The sequence below is a fragment of the Bacillus sp. JZ105 genome, assembly GCF_053903125.1.
On record NZ_CP096387.1, the window covers coordinates 2,063,819 to 2,082,476 of the forward strand.

Genomic DNA, 18,658 nt, shown 5'->3' on the forward strand with positions numbered 1-18,658 from the left:
AACCCCTTTGCTTTTAGAAAAGTCAGTTATGTATGTGATACCATTTTACACAAAATGAAGAGATTTTTCTTCCGATCTGAGGAAATAAAAAAAATCTGCTGCCCGATCAGTCGCAATTGACTGCGATCAGGAAGCAGATTTTTTAGAAACACCTTTTAATACGAAGCCAATTAATAGGCTGTATACACAGACCGTACCGAGTAAGAAAACCATTGTCATGTGATCACCGTCCATCCTTCATGATTGAGAATGCTTATCATTAATGAAAGTGTATCACAATTGATAATGATTTTCAATATTAATTTAACAAATACTGATTGAGCGCTTTCTCTTCTGTTTGAATTCTCACAGCCATCATCCACGCATTTAAACATGTGAACAAAATGGCGGTAAAATAGGCATTAAATAAAAGCGGGATCAGCATCAGCTCAATCGCCACCACTACATAGTTAGGATGCTTCAACCAGCGATAAGGTCCTTTTTTCACCATCATCGCATTTGGTACAACTAAAATCTTTGTATTCCAATACGTCCCAAGAGAACATAATGCCCAGTATCGAATCACCTGTGTGGCCAGCAGGATAACGAGCAGCACAAGAAAATAGCGCGACGGCGGCCTGTTTAACCCCCTTACCTCAACCATAAGTGAGAGAAAAAAGCCCGCATGCATAGCGACCATATAAGGATAATGACTTGCACCAAATTCAATGGCACCGATCGCTTTTACTTTCTTTTCATTTCTTTTAGCCACAAGCATTTCAATAAGCCGCTGACAAACGAAGAAACCAATGACGAGCCAAATGATCATGATAAGACTTCCTCCCATTTCATGAGCAGCAGCTCTGAGGAAAAGCCCGGACCAAGCGCTCCGCAAAGACCCATATCTCCCGCTTCAGCGGATTGATGTTCAAGATAATGTTTGATCACATACAAAACTGTGGCAGAGGACATATTCCCGTGTTGTTTAAGTACTTCTTTTGATGAAAAAAGTTGATCCTCTTGTAAGGATAGACTTTCAATATAGGCGTCAATCACTTTTTTTCCTCCAGGATGAGCAAGAAAAACTGATAGATCTTCTGCCGAATACCCTTGCTGCTCTAAAAATTGATCAACCTGCTCTTTTAACCAGCCGGAAATAATGGAAGGAATGTCACGGGAGAAAATAACCCGAAAGCCGTCACTTGTAAATTCCCAGCCCATCACATCTTCAGAGTCTTTCATTGTGACAGATTGTGTACCAATTACTTTAGGGACTGTTTTGAGATGAGTATATTCTGATACACCTTTTTCTCCAGTTAAGAGTACCGCGGCTGTCCCGTCTCCGAACAAAGATGTACCAATTAAATTGCTTTTTGATTGATCTTGCGGCTGGAAAGTTAAACTGCACAGTTCACAGGCGACAACCAGCACCTTTGCTTCTGGAAATGCCCTTATGTATTCGTAAGCCCGGGACAACCCTGCCGCTCCGCCCCCGCACCCTAATCCCCAGATCGGCACTCGTTTCGTATAAGGCGAAAAAGGAAGAACATTCATCAGTTTTGCATCAAGACTTGGTGTCGAAAGGCCGGTGCTTGAAATAAAAAACAATGCATCGATCTCATCAAACGGAATCGGTTTTTTCAGGAACGCCTTCTCGTGGAGACAGTGTATGACCGCTTCTTTTGCATGAGCCAATGCTTTTTCCAAATAGAGATTGTTTTTCTCCTCAAAAGAGTGGTGCGTCTGATACCATTCAATTGGCTGCACAAACTGTCTGCTCTCGATTTCTCCGTTTTGAAAAGCTCTGAGCAGCCGGTCGATATCTTTAAACGATTGTTTAAATTGGGATCTAGCAAAATCAGCCGCCTTTTTCTGATCCACATGATGTTTTGGCAGACTCATTCCAACAGAAAGAATGTACGCCATCGGCTTCACCTCTTTTTTCGATTAATATCCCCTATCGAAAAAAGGATATACATGCCAAAACGTCACAATTCAGTCAAAATATTTTCCTCCGGCTAACTTTTTGTCTTGACGACAATTGATAAATATTGGATAATATAGGTGAAAACATGATGTAGTTTTCCTCCTTCACAGGTTCGTTCTAAGCCAAGCGAACCTGCTTTTTTTATGCAAAAAACACTTCTAAAAGAGAAGTGTTCAGACCGTAGAATCCCCCCCTTTACTTTTTACTTTAAATAAAAGTGGGGGTTTCACTATAATTATAAGGGGTTTACGCTGGACATAGTGTTTTCCATGTCTAGTTAGGCAAATGACTTTTCACGTTCACCTTTTACATAGTAGCCAATCTCTGATTCAGTTGTACTGACTTTGATTTCTTTTGTTTCTTCTTTATTTTGTAGTGGTAAGAACTTTTCTCTATGTTTTTTGAGATTAATCGCCTCTGTCTCCACTTTCCACATGAGCACCCTTTTTTCAATGAAATCGTCATTATACAACACTTTCATAAGGAATCTCCCTTTCGCTTCGAATTAATGGTCAAATCTGCTGCTATCTTAGCGTATAAATATTAACGTTTCGATCATTATTCGGAATGATTTTATTTAAACATGAATGGATCACCTTTTTTTGCTGATCAACACAAAGTAACAACCATATAAAAAGGATTTTTTCCACTATATACTTAATCAATATGAGTACCAAGAAAAACAGTGAAAAAAGAAAGGATCTACAACATGGTTCGGCTCAAAATTTAATTGACTGGAGTGATTGTAATGAAAAAGGTTTCCAAAAAAAAGACACCCTACAACACGATACTTCTCTCAAAGGTAATTGGTTTAGTGCTTCTTACACTGTTTCTCTTTTTTATCTGGGATATGTCTAAACCCCATTTGCAGGCGACAAATGGGCAAGCAAAAAATGTTGCCAGCAGTGACTTCCGTGACACAAGCATCAGTCTGAAAGCAAAAGATCAGTCTACAAGAACATTGGATACACATTTTAAGACCAATCCAAACCAACAGGCAACGAATAAAACGGTCTTTTTAACATTTGATGATGGTCCTTCTGCTACATCAAATCAGCTGTTAAATGTATTAAAAGCACATCACGTGAAGGCGACGTTCTTCATGCTTGGACCGCAAATCCAAGCACACCAATCAGCTGTGAAAAGACTTTATCAAGAAGGACATCAATTAGGTCTTCATGGCATGACGCATGATATAAACCTCTTTTATCAGAACAGCGAGTCTCCCGCAAATGAAATGAGAGAAGCTCAGCGTATTCTTGCCTCTGTTACAGGCGTCAACAGCCGTCTTGTAAGAACTCCTTATGGCAGTGTTCCAAATTTAACATATCATCAAAAAGTACGTTTAAACCAAAATGGCTTTATTTACTGGGACTGGACGATTGATAGCCTTGACTGGAGATATAAAAACTCACAATATGTTCCAGAAGTATTGAATCAATTGCAAATGTTTGAGAAAAATAAACCATGGGAACCAAAAGTTATTTTAATGCATGATCAACCCTCTACCACAAACTATTTAGATAGCCTGATTATACAGCTAAAAGCAAGGGGCTATACATTTGCAGTCATTAACGAAACAATGCCGCCGGTACAACATTAATAGTGCTAATCACAAAAAGCCCGTATCTAAAAGATGCGGGCTTTCAGCTTGTAGACAAACCCTCACACGCTCCTTCCCAGGATCCTAGGACTTCAAAGGTTTTTTATCAAGCTAAAAAGAAGACAAAGAGCTAAAATAAAAGGTCATTTTAGCTCTTTGTCCATCATCTGAACCCTTATCCAAGAGAGGGGTTTACATAACAGATTGCTTAGGTTCTTCTGCCAGGTCATGCCCGGCTTCTTTTTTAAAAGGAATCATGTGATAAATAATATGAAGCAAAATAGCGGTAAAGCTTCCAGCCACAATGCCGTTACTTGTTAATAATTTAATCGAATCTGGCAGATGCTCAAACATTTGCGGTACGACAGTAACTCCTAAGCCGATTCCCACGGAGCAAGCGACGATCAGCAAGTTCTCCTGCTTTGCAAAGTCCACGCGTGAGAGCATTTTAATACCGTATGCAATGACCATGCCAAACATGGCAACCATTGCACCTCCAAGAACTGATTTTGGAATAATCGTCGTAAAGGCAGCGATTTTAGGAAAAAGACCAAATAACATGAGCAATGCCCCTGTGACGACAATGACTTGGTTTTTCTTGACGCCTGTTAACTGGATCAATCCAACGTTTTGCGAGTAGGCTGTGTACGGAAAAGCATTAAAGATTCCGCCTAATAACACAGCAATCCCCTCTGCCCGATAGCCTTTAGCCAAATCCTTCTCTTTTAATGACCGGTTTGTTAAATCACCTAATGCGAAATAAACGCCTGTTGATTCAACTAATGACACAATCGCAACTAACGTCATGGTCATGATTGGTGCAAATTCAAAGGTCGGCATCCCAAAATAAAATGGCTCAATCATACGGAAAACCTGAGCGTTTGCCACCTCAGCTGTTTCCACTTTCCCCATAAACGCAGCAACTGCTGTCCCAAGAAGAATACCGATTAAAATGGCGATCGCCTTCATAAATCCTTTCGTGAATCGATAAAGCAGTACAATGATAAACAGTACAAGGAAAGCGAGTCCTAGATTTTCAAAAGAACCATAGTCTGCACTTCCTTCTCCTCCTGCCATATTGTTCATCGCTACAGGAATGAGGGTGATACCAATAATGGTGACGACAGAACCAGTGACAATAGGCGGGAAAAATTTCACAAGCTTTCCAAAGAAAAATGAAAGAAGAATGATAATACATCCTGAAGCGATAATACTTCCATAGATAGACGAAATTCCATACTTAGAGCCAATCGCAATCATGGGAGAAACCGCAGTAAATGTACAGCCTAATACAACCGGCAGACCAATCCCAAAAAAGCGGTTTTTCCAAACTTGAAGCAATGTGGCAGCCCCGCACATGAAAATATCTGCCGAGATTAAGTAAGTCAGCTGTGCAGGCGTGAGCCCGAGCGCATCTCCAACAATGAGCGGCACCAGAACAGCACCGGCATACATCGCCAGCACATGCTGAATACCCAGCGAGAGCGTTTTGACTTTTTTAGCGGCACTCATGATTGTACCTCCCGTACAAACGTGACTTTCCCTTCCTCAAGTGATTCAATACGAGCGAGCGACTCAACACGGTAGCCCATTTGCACAAGCGCATTTCTTCCAGGCTGGAATGATTTTTCAATGACAATACCAAAACCGGCTACTTTCGCCTGCGCCTGCTTTGCAATCGCAGCAAGTCCTTTCGCAGCTTCACCATTCGCTAAAAAGTCATCGATGATTAACACACAATCATTTTCACTAAGATGCGTATTTGAGACAGCAATCGTGCTTTCTACTTTTTTTGTAAAAGAGTACACACTGGCTGTTAATAGGTTATCCGTTAATGTGAGTGATTGACGTTTTCTTGCAAACACAACAGGTACTTGAAGAGCAAGCCCAGCCATCACAGCAGGTGCGATGCCAGAAGATTCGATTGTGATGATTTTTGTAATGCCATCGTGCTGAAATAATCTAGCAAACTCTTGCCCGATCTCATGCATTAACAAAGGATCAATTTGATGATTTAAAAAAGCATCTACCTTTAACACTTGATTTGACAGAACGATTCCTTCGTTCTCAATTTTTTGACGTAACAATTCCATCATTCTTCCCCCTAGCATATTGGCAAACATTCAATTTTGGTATAAAAAAAGCATTGCTGTCCATGAGGAGCAAGCAATGCGAAAACGATCAACGGATCTTCAGCTCAAAACAAGAGCTGTTTCATTTTGCTCACTCATAGTCGGATCGTATCGGTGTCCGGTAGAAACTTGCGTGCCATCATCACGCGATTATATGAGTGTTATAGTGTTCAAATTATAACAAGATTTCAGACGCTTGGAAAGCACTTTTCTAGAAAAATACCGAACTTAAATAATAGATCAGAACAAAATGTTCGTTTTTAGAATATTCAAGCATCAAAAAAGCACCCCTCTCATGAAAGGGTGCCCTTCTTTTATGATAAATACAGTTTCGTATATTTATCTGTTAAGTAGTCGATTAAATATTGCACATTTAATTCTTCGCCTGTTGCATCTTGAATGATTTCAGATGGCTTTTTCCGTTTTCCATGCTGGTGAACATGTTCCGTCAGCCATTCTTTTATCGGTGCAAAAGACCCATTTTGAATAAGCTCATCAAAATTTGGTAAATCTTTGATCATTTGCTGCTTTAATTGTGCTGCATACATATAACCAAGGGCATATGAAGGGAAATAGCCAAAGCTTCCATCAGACCAGTGAACATCCTGCAAGATACCGAGTGCATCATTAGGAGGCGTAATGCCAAGATACGCTTGATATTTTTCATTCCAAAGTGCAGGCAGATCTTCAACCGCTACTTCTTCATTGAAAATCGCTTTCTCAATTTCATAGCGGATGATAATGTGAAGCGGATATGTCAGTTCATCGGCTTCAATTCGAATGTAAGTCGGCTTTGATTCATTCACTGCATGCACAAAGTCTTCTAAAGAAACATCTTTAAATTGCTCAGGAGAAGCTTCTTGCAGCTTTTGATAATACGTTTTCCAGAAATCTTCGTGTCTGCCGATAAAGTTCTCAAAGAAAAGAGACTGTGATTCATGGATACCCATCGAAGTCCCATCACATAAAAGTGTTCCGCTCAGTGCTTCATCAATGTTTTGCTCATAAATCGCATGACCACATTCATGAATCGTGCCAAAGATCGCCATTCGAAAATCATGCTCATCAAAACGGGTCGTCACACGTACGTCACCTCTGCTTAACGTTACAGCAAAAGGATGGACTGTTGTATCAAGGCGGCCTGCGTCAAAGTCATATCCTAGTTCTTTTAAGAAAAAGAGACTCAATTCCTTTTGTTTATCGATTGGGAAGCTTTTCGATAAAAATGAAGTATCCGGCTTATTAGGTGAGGCTTCGATTTTTTTCACTAGAGGAACAATAGCGTCACGAAGTGCACCAAATTTTTGATCAAGCTGTTCAACCGTCATATCTGGCTCATAGTTATTGAGCAGCACATCATAAGGCGTTTTTTTCACGCCCCAATATTGGATGAAACGCTTGTTAAAGTCAATAAGCTGTTTTAAGTATGGTGCAAAGAGTGAAAAGTCTGATTTCTCCCTTGCTTCTACCCATACATGCTCCGCTTTTGATTGCAAAATCGAGTATTCTTTAAATTCTTCTTTCGGAATTTTACTGTTTTCATCATACTCTTTTTGTGATAATTCGAGCGCCTTCTGTGTATCTTTTGACAGCTCATCTCGATGTTTGTTTAATGCGAGAAGAAGATCTCTCATTTCATCAGAAGTCTTCATATTAAAAATATCACTTGATAATTGACCGATCGTTTCAGCTCTAAAATCCGCACTTTTTTTAGGTGCTTGTGTTCTAGAGTCCCAATAAAGTAAATGGAGCGCCTCTGTATAATGGGCGATTTTCCCTAGTAATTGATAAAACGCTTTCTCAGTTGCTTCAAGACTCATGCGTTTGTTCCCCCAATCAATAAAATATGTAAGTACGTTTCAAGGCTACTTCAATGAATGTTCTTTTGTCAATGAAAAAGGAGGATACACCGTGGTCTCCTCCTCATTTGCAAGTTTTCACCTATTTAAGATGTGATGATGGGCTTCACTGGCAGGACGGATTCAATTTTACTTTGAAGCTTAGTATCTTCCTTACGATCAAAGTAAATATGAATGCTTCCTGCGTCTTGGCTTGTCCGGATCAGTCTTCCGATCCCTTGGCGTAAGCGAAGCAGCATATACGGAAGGTCAACTTCAGCATGTGCATCCTTTGCTTCATTCCGTTTCGCTTCAAATACTGGATCATGCGGCGGATAAGGAAGTCCCCAGATGATCACATTTGTTAATGATTCACCTGGAATATCAAGCCCTTCCCACAGATGTACTGAGCATAACACGGATGTCTCATCAGCTTGGAACTTTTGAACAATCGTGCTGATTTCCTCGTCTCCCTCAAAATATACGTCAAACGGCAGTGATTCATTTGCTGCTTCAAGTTGTTTTCTAAAGAAATGAAGTTCATCAAATGAAGGGAAGAGAATCAGAGATCGTCCTCCTTTTTCTTTCAGCTGAGTGATCACTTGCTGTGCTTTTGCCTCTTGCTCAGCGAGCTGCTGAATTCCATGGAAATAAATCTTCATTTGTTCATCGTAATCATACGGCGAAGCGACACTCATTGATAAGTAATCTTTAATCCCAAGACTTTCAGCTAAATAATCAAAGGATTGATTCTCAGACAATGTAGCGGAAGAGAAAATATATGGTCTTTTTTGCGAGAATACTTTTTCGCCAAGTACCTCTGCGACCGTCTTCGGCATCACAACAAATGTTGTATCTAATTCCTGTTTTTCCAGCCAGCTAATGGCATTTTTTTGATAAAGCGATAAAGAATACGCCATTTGTTCAATGTATTCTTCCACAACAGATAATTCGTATTGATCGATCGTATACATCTCAGATTCAAACACGAGCGCTTCCCCGATTTTTTCAAGCAAGTCACACAATTCACTTGCAGAACGCTTCACCTCATCGACACGCCCAATTTCAAGCCGGTGCGAGCCTTTGACTTCTTTGGCATGCGTTTTTAAGAGATAAAAGAACTCATCGTTTGTTGCAAGTGCATCTTCAACAAGCTCTGCAAATTCTTCGCGTATGTCGTTTTGCAAAAGACGTTCCAAAAATGTTTCGAGCGTTGATTGCTTCACTCGGTACGTTAACGCTTTTTGTGCGGCAAACTCGAGAAGATGTCCCTCATCAAATACGACGGAGCTATGCTCAGGAAGCAGCGGAAGCTGACCCTCACGTTTCCGGGATTCCTTCGTCCACACATGCTCCATGTAAAAATCATGTGAACAGATGATGAGATCTGTCGCTTTCCGGTAATGATCTCTTGATAAATTCAGACCGCAGCGATGACGCATATCGCACGTCAGGCAGTCCTGAAACGAGTCATAGCCAATTCGTGACCATTCATCATTTGATAACTCTGGATACTCTTTTCGATCGCCATACGGATAAAAGGTTTGCATGCCATGTGATTCATGAACAAATGAAGGCAGTGATTCATAAATATCGAGCCACTTTTCATCATCTTCACGCTGCATCGTTTTCTCCAGCTTTTTTAAGCATAAATATTGATCATGCGATTTACTTAATCTCGCATCTATTTGAATATCAAGGTGATTGGCAATTTTATAGATATCACCTTCTTGTTTAACGAGCTGTTCAATTAACGTTTCGTCTGCACATGCAATAATCGCAGGCTTCCCTGTATACCTTGCATATGTGACGGCAAATAATAGATAGACGATGGTTTTGCCTGTGCCTACCCCAGCTTCGGCAAACATCACACTTTTTTCTTTAAAGGCTCTTTCTAGTTGAAAAGCCATAAATATTTGTTCATCTCGAAGATCAAAGCCCTTTTCTGGCAAAATGTCATAAAACACATCACCAATCCAGTTGCCCAGTTCTTCGTAAAAATTGTGTTCTTTTGATAATGAAAAAGGCAAACGAGATGCTGTCACCTGCTTCAACCCCCAACTTTTGAATCATTCAGACATTCAATAGTACCATTTACGCTGGGGAAAAACAATCTTTTTTTATGAGCGCAGGCGATGTTGATAGCTTTCCTTCATTAAAAATGCATGCTCAGAACGTTCTATGTATGCCTGAGCCAGCGCTAAATCTTCGATGGCTGCCGTAAGCTGAGCAGATTGTCCACCTTCATGCCCTTCAATTTCTTGAGCAGTCGAAGCGAGTGCTTTTTGGATTAACTGAATTTGATCATAATGAATCATGAAGACACCTCTTTTTTTAAAATCAAGTTCAGTTTATTCCGTCTCGCTGAGAGTTATACCTTTTCAGCACAAAAAAGCCGCACCTTCTTTCGGTGCGGCCATTTCTTACGATTCGGCTGGTTGCTTTCTAGGCGGGCGTTTTCCCCAATATTGATAATAGTCTGTTTTAATAAATCCGTTAAACAGTTTTCTCTTTTTCGTCGCTTTTCTTCCGAAGTACTCTTCGAATTTTTCGTGTGACGTTAAGATGTAAATGGACCATGTATCTAGGTTCTTAAACGCTTCACCCATTCCTTGATACATTTTTTCAACTGCTGGTTTATCACTCAGTCGTTCACCATAAGGAGGATTTCCGACAATCACACCGTACTCTTCTTTTGTTTGAAAGTCTTTTACTTGCATTTGTTTAAACTCAATCAGTTCACTCAGTCCTGCTTCTTCTGCATTCATTTTTGCGATATCTACCATACGATGGTCGATGTCACTTGCAATAATGCGGAGCGGCTGATCATAGTTTGCTTTTTCTTCTACTTCCACACGCGCTTTGTTCCATACGTCTTCACCGATCCATTCCCATGATTCAGACGCAAAATCCCGGTTAAATCCTGGAGCAATGTTTTGTCCTATCATCGCTGCTTCAATGGCGATTGTTCCTGATCCGCAGAAAGGATCCACAAACGGACGGTCAGGTGTCCAGTTCGTTAATAAGACGAGCGCAGCAGCAAGCGTTTCTTTAATAGGTGCTCCGCCTTGATCCATGCGGTATCCGCGTTTATGAAGACCTACACCAGATGTATCAAGCGTAAGAACCGCTTTATCTTTTAAAAGAGCGATCTCGATTTTATATTCAGGTCCCGTCTCTTCAAGCCATTCAGACTGAATGTTGTAGGAGGATTTAAGCTTTTGCGCAATGGCTTTTTTGACGATGCGCTGGCAGTCCGGCACACTGGCAAGCTGAGATTTAACAGATTTCCCGATGACAGGAAACGTACTGTTTTTTGGTAAAAAAGCGGCCCAGTCAATGGCTTTCGTCCGTTCAAAAAGCTCATCAAATGTTTTTGCCGAAAATTCAGCAACTTGTACCTTAATTCGGTCTGCTGTACGCAGCCAAAGGTTTGCACGGCAAATCGCAAGAGCATCCCCCTTGAAAATCACTTTTCCGTTGTCGACTGTGCACTCATAGCCAAGGTCTCTTACTTCTTTTGCAACAATTGCTTCAATTCCCATTGGAGCTGTTGCGATGAGTGTATAGGTTTTCATTGATTTATCACCTGTTTTCTCGTCCTTTTATGTATTCAAGATAAAAGCTCTCCATATGTTAAAATAGGAGAGCTTTGTTTCATCATGTTTATAATAACGGATTTAACGTTCTGTAAGCCATGTTTTGTTCCATTGTACTGCAAACGGCAAAAGCCTCGTACTCAGGTGGTAATCATCTATCTACAGAATTCTCTGTCCTTCTCTCCGTTTGGTTCCTTTGAGAAAGTTCCCCTACCAAGTTTGGGTTTCTCGCTCGAGGGGTTTACCGCGTTCCACTCTCACCATTTCTAGTGAGACTTCGTCACTGTGGCACTTTCAAGGATACTTTGCCATATCCTAAAAAGGACGTAGGCATTTTTCCTGCCGTCAGCCTTTCCCAGGCTGCCCTGGCTTATTTTTTCGCCAGGCACGAACACTACGGGCATCTCAGCACCGTGCGAGCATGGACTTTCCTCTGCAATGCCCTAAATAGCATTACAGCGATTACCCGAACGTTAATCAATAAGCGTTATTATAAACGACAATGACATCTGACACAAGCTTTTTCAGCAAGACTCAATCATAAAGTTTGCTGCCGAAAACGTGTTTCTCAAGGTTCGATAGTCTTTTTAAAATATCAAAGTTTGTTGTATTAGACTGTGCAGGCTGTCTTTTCCCTTGTTCAACAGCTTCTTCAAGCTGTTTTGACAAGTGGAGGTTTTCTTGTTGAAGTTTTTCGATTTCTTGGTTGAATGTCTCATAATCTTTAATGACCATATCTAAAAATTTATCGACTTCTTCTTGTTTGTATCCTCTGACACCTGTTTTAAATTCTTTTTCTAAAATTTCTTTCGCAGAAAGCTTTACTTTATCAGCAAGCATCTTTTTCACCTCATATCGTGAATTCATAGTATATTTTTTCAGAAATACGTGACGTTGTCAAATTTTCTCTTGCTTTTAATCAAAAAACGGATCTTCCGCCTCAACCTGTGCTCTTAGATCATCCATCGTGATGTACATAATGGGGTAATCGGTATAGGCTTCCGTCTCCCTGATCATATACTTCGGTGATCCCTCATGCTCGGGATCATATAAGACGAGAAGACCATCTGTTTTTTCAATAAAAAAGCGGTTCTTTTGCTTAAATTGTGCCGGACTTTCATATGGTCTATGAGTGACACTTTCTACAAAATCGGCCTGTGCAAGAATACCTTCATACAACTCTTTGTTTTGTTCATTCCAGCGCTCTTCCTGTTCATAAAATGGCGTAATGACTGCAAGTTTTAACGCTGGATATTCCTCCTGAAGTTCAAACACCACTTCGGCTGTCCAAATTTCTGCCCCAAGCTGGCCTGAGATGAGCACCCATTCCAGACCTTCTTCAATAAGGGCTGTCAGCCTTTTTTGAAGCTCCGCTTTTATGTATTGAAGTGCAGGCTCGTCTTGTTTGAATATCCCAAGCTCAAAGGGCTTGTACCCTGTGACAGCAATAATTTTCATTTTTTCACCTGCTTTTAAAAAATGGGACTTATAAAAGTCCCATTCACTTTATCTGTTACAGCAAGGTCCACCGCAGTTAAAGTGTTGATGTGTTGTCGGGTCCACCTGAGAAAACGTATGCGGGAAGTAGTGAACATGTTTGAAATTATGGTGGTGAACATTTGTCACATGCTGCGGGTGGATATGCGGCACAATTGTTGTTGACTCGCTGTGTGTACAGCAATGATTCGTCGGATGAACAATTGGCTGTGTAACATTCGGATGGCAATGATGATGATGGTACATGTAGCATTCCCCTCTCCTTTATTTTCTTACATTAACAATGTATGAATCAAGGGGTGTACATGTACTAATGCATTAACCTATTTTAAAAGTTGGCAAGAAAAATATCTTTATAGTTTGAAAACACAAAAGCGACCAAAATGACCACAAGAAAAAACAAGTAGAAAAGACCCTTATACATGCTATACGCTCCTCATTCAATATCTAACGTTATTTTACAGGATTCGCGGACTTTCTACAATAAAAGTGCTAAACAATTTTTATTTTCGGCCGAGAGCCGAACGTTGTCATTTTTTGCGCTTTCCCGGGTAATAATATTTCATTGCCCAGCTTTTCTCAATAGCCGTTTTTTTCGTTTCTCAAGCTCTTCTTTGTCTCGCTCGCTTAACGATGGGAAAGATAATAAAGATTCCGTGATGGAAAGAGCTGATCTTGCATTTTTTTGGTAATGCTCTTTACACTTCGCAAGCTCTATACCCGCTTTTAATGCTAAATGGACATCACTTGATTCAAATAATGTTTCCCAAATTCGAACTGCTTCATCCCATTCTTTTAGCCGTTTATATTGTAATGAGAGGTCAAAAGCCGCCTGATTGGCATGTTCAAAATCAGCACCTGTTAATTCCCGCAAATGCTTCGTAGCTTCCTGTACATCACGATGCGCAAGATGCCACCTAGCCAGCGCGTATTTCTCATCGTGCTCCTTTACCGCATCCATAGATAGAATTTTTTTGGATAGATGAATGTAGAGGCTGATTAACGAAAGGACGTCTAATTCATTATGAGTCAAAATCCCTTCGATGAGCTTCGGGTTTTGTTCCTTTAAAAAGTGAAAATAGATCATCGGTGCCAAAAAACCTGGTGTGTCCCCTTCCCGGTGAACGTGCAGCTCTTCTTTTTCAACCACAGACAGCGCCATTCGTTCATATTTATGCTTCCACAATCGTCTTGACCCATGCAGAAGATCAAAGTGGCCAAACTCTGGAAGCGCAGGGATTTGATCCCGCAACAAAGTGTGTCTCGTTTTCACTTGCGGCCAATCGAATGATTTTCCATTATATGTAACGAGTGATTCTACGTTCACTTCATCGAGAAAGCTTTTATAAAGAGCCGCTTCATTTCCCGGATTTGTGAGCAGGTGCTGTTTCACCACTACTTTGTCAGCAAAAACCCGTGCATGTCCTAGCAAGAAGATCATATTTCCCGTTCCGCCAGATAATCCAGTTGTTTCTGTATCAAAGAAAAACAGTTCATGCGGCTTGTAACCTTTAGCCGATAGAGAATGCTGGATGCTGCTTTTGTTCCATGCCTCGATGATCTTTGGCAGTTCCGCAAACGAGTAGAGTCCATGCTTATCATCCAATGAATAGGTGACTTCTCGAATGAGACAAAAGGAATCCTCAAAGTGATAAGGAGCTGCACCCAATTGCTCCCATTCCTTTAAAAATGGGATGTTTTCGGCCGTCACAGGCTGAGGTTGTCCTTCCACTATTTTTTGCCGTTTTTCGTTTGGCTGGTTGTGCGATAGGTGCTTCTTCATTCGATTTAATTTCCCTTTTAAAGACATAAGTAGGTGCCTTCCTCCTTTCCCTTAAAATACAGACATCAATTCAACAATGCTGCTTTTTCCGCTCACCTCTTTCATTTCCATGCCAATGCATGATGGACAGCCGTTCTCACAGCGGCACCGCTCTATCAGCTGAATGGCTGCACCTGCTATTTCATCGAAACGAGCTTGGACTTCTTTGCTTAAGCCGATTCCCCCAGGGTAGTGGTCATATAAAAAGACTGTCGGTTTACCGGTATGTGCCGCTTTAATTTGTGAAACAACATGAATATCTGAGCGGTCACACATCACAAAAGCAGGTACAATGTGCTGAAGAACATTTGCGATCCCAAGCAGCAGCTGTTCAAGTGTTTTCTCTTCAAATCTCCGCTCAGCACCATGTAATTCAAACCAAGCCGCACTCGTATGAATTTCTTCTTCAGGTAGGTGAATTGGACCAGAGCCGATATTTTCACCAGTACTGAGCCGGATTTTTTTGAAAATTGTAGGCATTGCGTTGACAGTCACATCACCGTAGTGAACAGATACTGCTTCTTTCTCTGTTGTCTGATCGATTTCAAGTACCTTGAGCTGAACAGCTAAATTCGCATCTGTATAGTATTCTACATCTACTTGTTTCACATAAGCCTTTAAATGCTCGTAATCTAGCTTTTCTACTTGATACTGAACCCCTTCATGTAAATAAATCGCCTCATCATGAAGCAATGTCATTGCACTGAATCGATCCATCTCTCCAATAATCCGAACATTCGCTACGTCGGATTGATCCACAATCACCACATTTTCCTGGCTTGCAGACCGCAGGCTGATGCCATGCGCTGGGAACGATTGATCTGACCAATAATACCGGTTCCCGCTAAAATGAAGAACCCCTTCCTCATGTAAGTATTGCAAAATGTCTTCTACTTCCATGCCGCCAAACTGTTCATCCGTCCGAAATGGCAGCTCGTAGGAGGCACATTTTAGATGATCCACTAAAATAATGAGATTTTCAGGATTGATTCTGGCTGCTTCAGGCGGTCTATTAAAGAAATATTCAGGATGTCTGACAATATATTGATCAAGGGGTGAGGAGCTTGCCACCATAATAATGAGCGCCTCCTCATGACGCCTTCCAGCACGTCCTGCCTGCTGCCATGTACTCGCTACACTGCCAGGATACCCTGTCATAATGCATACCTTGAGCTGACCTATATCTACCCCTAATTCTAGTGCGTTCGTGCTGACGACACCTAGAATGTCTCCTTCTCTTAACCCCTTTTCAATCACGCGCCGCTCTTTTGGCAAATAGCCTCCGCGATACCCGCGAATCGATTTTGGACCGATTTCTTTTTTCACAAGCTCTTGAATATGACTTAAAATCACTTCTACTCGTACTCTGCTTCTAGCAAAAACGATCGTTTGAATTTTTTCTTTTAAAAATGTTTTAGCTAATTGGTTGACGACAGTGGCAGCGCTTTGTCTAATATTTAATGGTTTATTCACCACCGGCGGATTATAAAACACAAAATTCTTTTTACCGCTAGGCGCTCCGTTTCGTTCAATAAGATGTACTTTGCTCCCTGTGAGCTGCTGCGCCAGCTCTTTTGGATTCGCAATCGTTGCGGAAGTACAAATAAACACCGGATCACTTCCGTAAAATGCACAAATTCGTTTTAACCTGCGAATCACATTAGCCACATGACTGCCAAACACACCTCGATATGTATGAAGCTCATCAATGACAATATACTTCAAATTCTCAAACAAGCTGACCCATTTCGTATGATGAGGCAAAATCGCTGAATGCAGCATATCTGGGTTTGTGATGACAATATGGCCTGCTTGTCTGACTCGCTGCCGAATGGCCGGGGAGGTATCCCCGTCATATGTTTCACTATGAATCGGAACATCCATCTCGTGGATGATCTCGTTAAGTTCACTCTTTTGATCCTGCGCGAGCGCTTTTGTTGGGAATAAATAAAGAGAGCGGTTTGTCTGGTCTTCTGCAATCGACTGAAGAACAGGCAGATTGTAGCAAAGCGTTTTACCTGAAGCTGTTGGTGTAACCGTTACTACATGCTCACCATTCATTACTCGTTCAAAGGCTTCTTTTTGATGAATATACAGTTCTTTCACGCCTCGTTTTTCAAGCGCCTTTTTTAGCCTGTCGTCCACTCTTTCAGGAACGGGTGAGGTCTGTGCAGGCTTTGCTTCAATTTCATGCCAATGTTCTACCTGTTCGTCTTTCTTTAATTCTTCTATCAGTTCGTTCATTGTTTTCTTTTTCATATTGCGTCCACCTCTCATTCTAGTGTACCGAATATTTGTTTGCATGACTAGGCGGCAATTTTTTGATGCGGGGCTTATGAGCAAATACTTTGAACAGTTGTAACAGGATCTATTACACTTCTAAAGTGAAATGATTTTATCAAGGAAGAAGATGATCAGATTGAAAAACGAATTTAAGCCTTTATTTGAACCATTTACGTTTCCAGGAGGCGCCTCTATTGATGGACGGTTAGTGGTTGCTCCAATGACACACTTCGGTTCTCATGACGATGGCACTATTTCCAAAGACGAAATTGATTTCATTACAGCTAGATCAAGTGAAATGGGCATGGTGATTACAGCATGTGCGAATGTGACTCCAGATGGGAAGGCATTTGAAGGACAGCCTTCTATCGCAAGAGATGAAGATATTCCAGGCTTGAAAAAACTGGCTTCAGCTATCCAGGCGAAAGGAACTAAAGCCATTATTCAAATTCATCACGGCGGCTCTCAGGCTCTTCCTCATTTAGTTCCAAACGGTGATGTGGTTGCGCCAAGTGATGTGTTCAAAGATGGAAAACAAATTGCACGCGCTTTAAAAGAAGAGGAAATTACTCATATTATCGACTCCTTTAAAGAAGCGGCAAGACGAGCGGTTCAAGCAGGGTTTGACGGTGTGGAAATCCACGGAGCAAACGGTTATTTATTACAGCAATTTTACTCACCGCATAGCAATCAGCGTACAGATCAATGGGGAGGAAATGAAGAAAAACGTCTAGCTTTCCCTATTGCTGTTGTAGATGCAGTTAAAGAGGCCATCAAAGAACATGCGGCTAAACCGTTTATCTTTGGATACCGATTATCTCCTGAAGAACCAGAAACACCTGGTTTAACAATGACAGAAACGTTTACATTAGTGGATGTTCTCAAAACAAAAAGCCTCGATTATTTGCATATCTCTTTAATAGAGATTGGCTCTAAAGCAAGACGAGGCGCAGATTCTAATAAAACACGTATGGAACTGCTAAAAGAACGCTGCGGCGATGCTCTTCCGCTTATTGGAGTAGGCAGCGTCATTACAGCTGAAGATGCACTCCATGCTTACAATCAAGGAATTCCTCTCATCGCTGTCGCACGAGAGTTGATCGTCGACCCAGATTGGGCTAAGAAGATTAAAGAAGGCAGAGAACAAGAGATTGAAACGGTCATTAAACGGAGCCAAAAAGACAAGTATCTCATTCCAGAAGGATTGTGGTCTGTCATGGAAGCGAGTCAAGGCTGGGTTCCGATGGAGGATTAATGTCCTCAGCTCAATAAAAAACTACCCTATCCGCGGGTAGTTTTTTCTATTCATGGATTATTTCATTTTCACTGTAAAGAGCTTGGACATCTGCTTTTCTACAGAGCCTTTTGGTTCTTTATCAAGTCGTTCGACCATGTCACCATTCATAATCACAATCGGTGTCACTGTACTTGACGCTTTCTCTTCAATCAGTTCTAAATCACACGTAATAAGAGGATCCCCGATTTTCACCTTATCCCCTTCTTTCATGTGCGCTTCAAATCCTTCACCATTTAACCCAACTGTTTCAAGTCCGATATGAATCAGAAGCTCAAGCCCCGAGAGTGTTCGAATGCCAATTGCATGTTTTGTATGGAAGAGCTGAATGATTTCACCCTCTACTGGTGACACAATCGTCCCACTTTTTGGTTTTACTGCTACGCCGTCTCCCATCATCTTTTGAGAAAAGACGGGATCTGGTACGTCAGTCATATCCATTAACTCTCCATCCACTGGAGAATAAATGACTTCTTCCTTTACATCATCTTGGTTTTTTCCGAAACCGAATAATTTTTTCAGCAATGTCAATTTGCTCCCTTCAAGCTTTGCTTCCTAGATCTATTCAGTGTATGAAACTTTGCACCCATACACCTTGCTTCATTCAACACTATTTAATCATAA

General features: G+C 41.1%; 17 protein-coding genes, 1 other RNA gene, 1 pseudogene and 1 riboswitch. Of the genes and pseudogenes, 2 read left to right on the top strand and 17 right to left on the bottom strand.

Going from position 1 to position 18,658, the window contains the following annotated elements:
* Positions 1 to 126: 126 nt before the first annotated feature.
* The 4 genes and pseudogenes from fbpC to M1D81_RS10415 all read right to left on the bottom strand — a co-directional run.
* On the bottom strand, positions 127 to 234 hold the full coding sequence (fbpC, locus tag M1D81_RS10400) for a Fur-regulated basic protein FbpC (protein WP_306299200.1): 108 nt from the start codon (positions 232 to 234) through the stop codon (positions 127 to 129).
* 64 nt (positions 235 to 298) lie between these two features.
* Positions 299 to 808 (bottom strand): isoprenylcysteine carboxyl methyltransferase family protein, encoded by a 510-nt coding sequence (locus M1D81_RS10405; protein WP_456266961.1) that lies wholly within the window; start codon positions 806 to 808, stop codon positions 299 to 301.
* The gene (locus M1D81_RS10410) at positions 805 to 1,905 is read right to left on the bottom strand and encodes a type III polyketide synthase (protein WP_456266960.1); all 1,101 of its coding nucleotides are present in this window, start codon (positions 1,903 to 1,905) and stop codon (positions 805 to 807) included. The genes M1D81_RS10405 and M1D81_RS10410 overlap by 4 nt, the downstream gene beginning before the upstream one ends.
* A 341-nt stretch (positions 1,906 to 2,246) precedes the next feature.
* A pseudogene (locus M1D81_RS10415) lies at positions 2,247 to 2,447 on the bottom strand (IS5/IS1182 family transposase); the annotation flags it as partial.
* Positions 2,448 to 2,714: 267 nt separating this feature from the next.
* Between M1D81_RS10415 and M1D81_RS10420 the strand changes: the two are divergent.
* Entirely contained in the window at positions 2,715 to 3,569 is an 855-nt protein-coding gene (locus M1D81_RS10420) for a polysaccharide deacetylase family protein (RefSeq protein WP_456266959.1), read from the top strand.
* A 192-nt stretch (positions 3,570 to 3,761) separates the two neighbouring features.
* Here the strand turns inward: M1D81_RS10420 and pbuX are convergent, their stop codons facing one another.
* From pbuX to M1D81_RS10480, 12 genes are all read right to left on the bottom strand, one after another.
* On the bottom strand, positions 3,762 to 5,081 hold the full coding sequence (gene pbuX, locus M1D81_RS10425) for a xanthine permease PbuX (RefSeq protein WP_456266958.1): 1,320 nt from the start codon (positions 5,079 to 5,081) through the stop codon (positions 3,762 to 3,764).
* Entirely contained in the window at positions 5,078 to 5,662 is a 585-nt protein-coding gene (xpt, locus tag M1D81_RS10430) for a xanthine phosphoribosyltransferase (protein WP_456266957.1), read from the bottom strand. Before xpt ends, pbuX begins: the two co-directional genes overlap by 4 nt.
* Before the next feature lie 117 nt (positions 5,663 to 5,779).
* Positions 5,780 to 5,879: riboswitch (purine riboswitch) on the bottom strand.
* 136 nt (positions 5,880 to 6,015) lie between these two features.
* The gene (locus M1D81_RS10435) at positions 6,016 to 7,521 is read right to left on the bottom strand and encodes a carboxypeptidase M32 (RefSeq protein ID WP_456266956.1); all 1,506 of its coding nucleotides are present in this window, start codon (positions 7,519 to 7,521) and stop codon (positions 6,016 to 6,018) included.
* A gap of 125 nt (positions 7,522 to 7,646) precedes the next feature.
* Complete coding sequence (locus M1D81_RS10440) at positions 7,647 to 9,584, bottom strand: ATP-dependent DNA helicase (protein WP_456266955.1); 1,938 nt, start codon at positions 9,582 to 9,584, stop codon at positions 7,647 to 7,649.
* 75 nt (positions 9,585 to 9,659) lie between these two features.
* A complete protein-coding gene (locus tag M1D81_RS10445; RefSeq protein WP_024422762.1) occupies positions 9,660 to 9,857 on the bottom strand; it encodes a hypothetical protein in 198 nt (65 codons plus the stop codon).
* 105 nt (positions 9,858 to 9,962) lie between these two features.
* Positions 9,963 to 11,117: a THUMP domain-containing class I SAM-dependent RNA methyltransferase gene (locus tag M1D81_RS10450; protein WP_456266954.1), complete on the bottom strand. Its 1,155-nt coding sequence runs from the start codon at positions 11,115 to 11,117 to the stop codon at positions 9,963 to 9,965.
* A gap of 108 nt (positions 11,118 to 11,225) precedes the next feature.
* Positions 11,226 to 11,612: RNase P RNA component class B (gene rnpB / locus M1D81_RS10455), an RNA gene on the bottom strand.
* A gap of 60 nt (positions 11,613 to 11,672) precedes the next feature.
* Positions 11,673 to 11,978, bottom strand: a complete 306-nt coding sequence (gene gpsB, locus M1D81_RS10460; protein WP_012010336.1) for a cell division regulator GpsB — start codon at positions 11,976 to 11,978, stop codon at positions 11,673 to 11,675.
* A gap of 75 nt (positions 11,979 to 12,053) precedes the next feature.
* The gene (locus tag M1D81_RS10465; protein WP_456266953.1) at positions 12,054 to 12,596 is read right to left on the bottom strand and encodes a DUF1273 domain-containing protein; all 543 of its coding nucleotides are present in this window, start codon (positions 12,594 to 12,596) and stop codon (positions 12,054 to 12,056) included.
* 48 nt (positions 12,597 to 12,644) lie between these two features.
* Positions 12,645 to 12,881, bottom strand: coding sequence for a CotD family spore coat protein (locus M1D81_RS10470; RefSeq protein WP_080652975.1), 237 nt, complete (start codon positions 12,879 to 12,881; stop codon positions 12,645 to 12,647).
* Positions 12,882 to 13,197: 316 nt separating this feature from the next.
* Positions 13,198 to 14,445, bottom strand: a complete 1,248-nt coding sequence (locus M1D81_RS10475; protein WP_456266952.1) for a ribonuclease H-like domain-containing protein — start codon at positions 14,443 to 14,445, stop codon at positions 13,198 to 13,200.
* Between the two features lie 24 nt (positions 14,446 to 14,469).
* Positions 14,470 to 16,716, bottom strand: coding sequence for a DEAD/DEAH box helicase (locus M1D81_RS10480; protein WP_456266951.1), 2,247 nt, complete (start codon positions 16,714 to 16,716; stop codon positions 14,470 to 14,472).
* A 160-nt stretch (positions 16,717 to 16,876) separates the two neighbouring features.
* Here M1D81_RS10480 and M1D81_RS10485 point away from each other — a divergent pair, with 160 nt between their 5' ends.
* A complete protein-coding gene (locus M1D81_RS10485; RefSeq protein ID WP_456266950.1) occupies positions 16,877 to 17,995 on the top strand; it encodes an NADH-dependent flavin oxidoreductase in 1,119 nt (372 codons plus the stop codon).
* Between the two features lie 57 nt (positions 17,996 to 18,052).
* On the opposite strand, the gene M1D81_RS10490 is transcribed toward M1D81_RS10485, so the two are convergent.
* Complete coding sequence (locus M1D81_RS10490; RefSeq protein ID WP_456266949.1) at positions 18,053 to 18,559, bottom strand: PTS sugar transporter subunit IIA; 507 nt, start codon at positions 18,557 to 18,559, stop codon at positions 18,053 to 18,055.
* Positions 18,560 to 18,658: the final 99 nt, after the last annotated feature.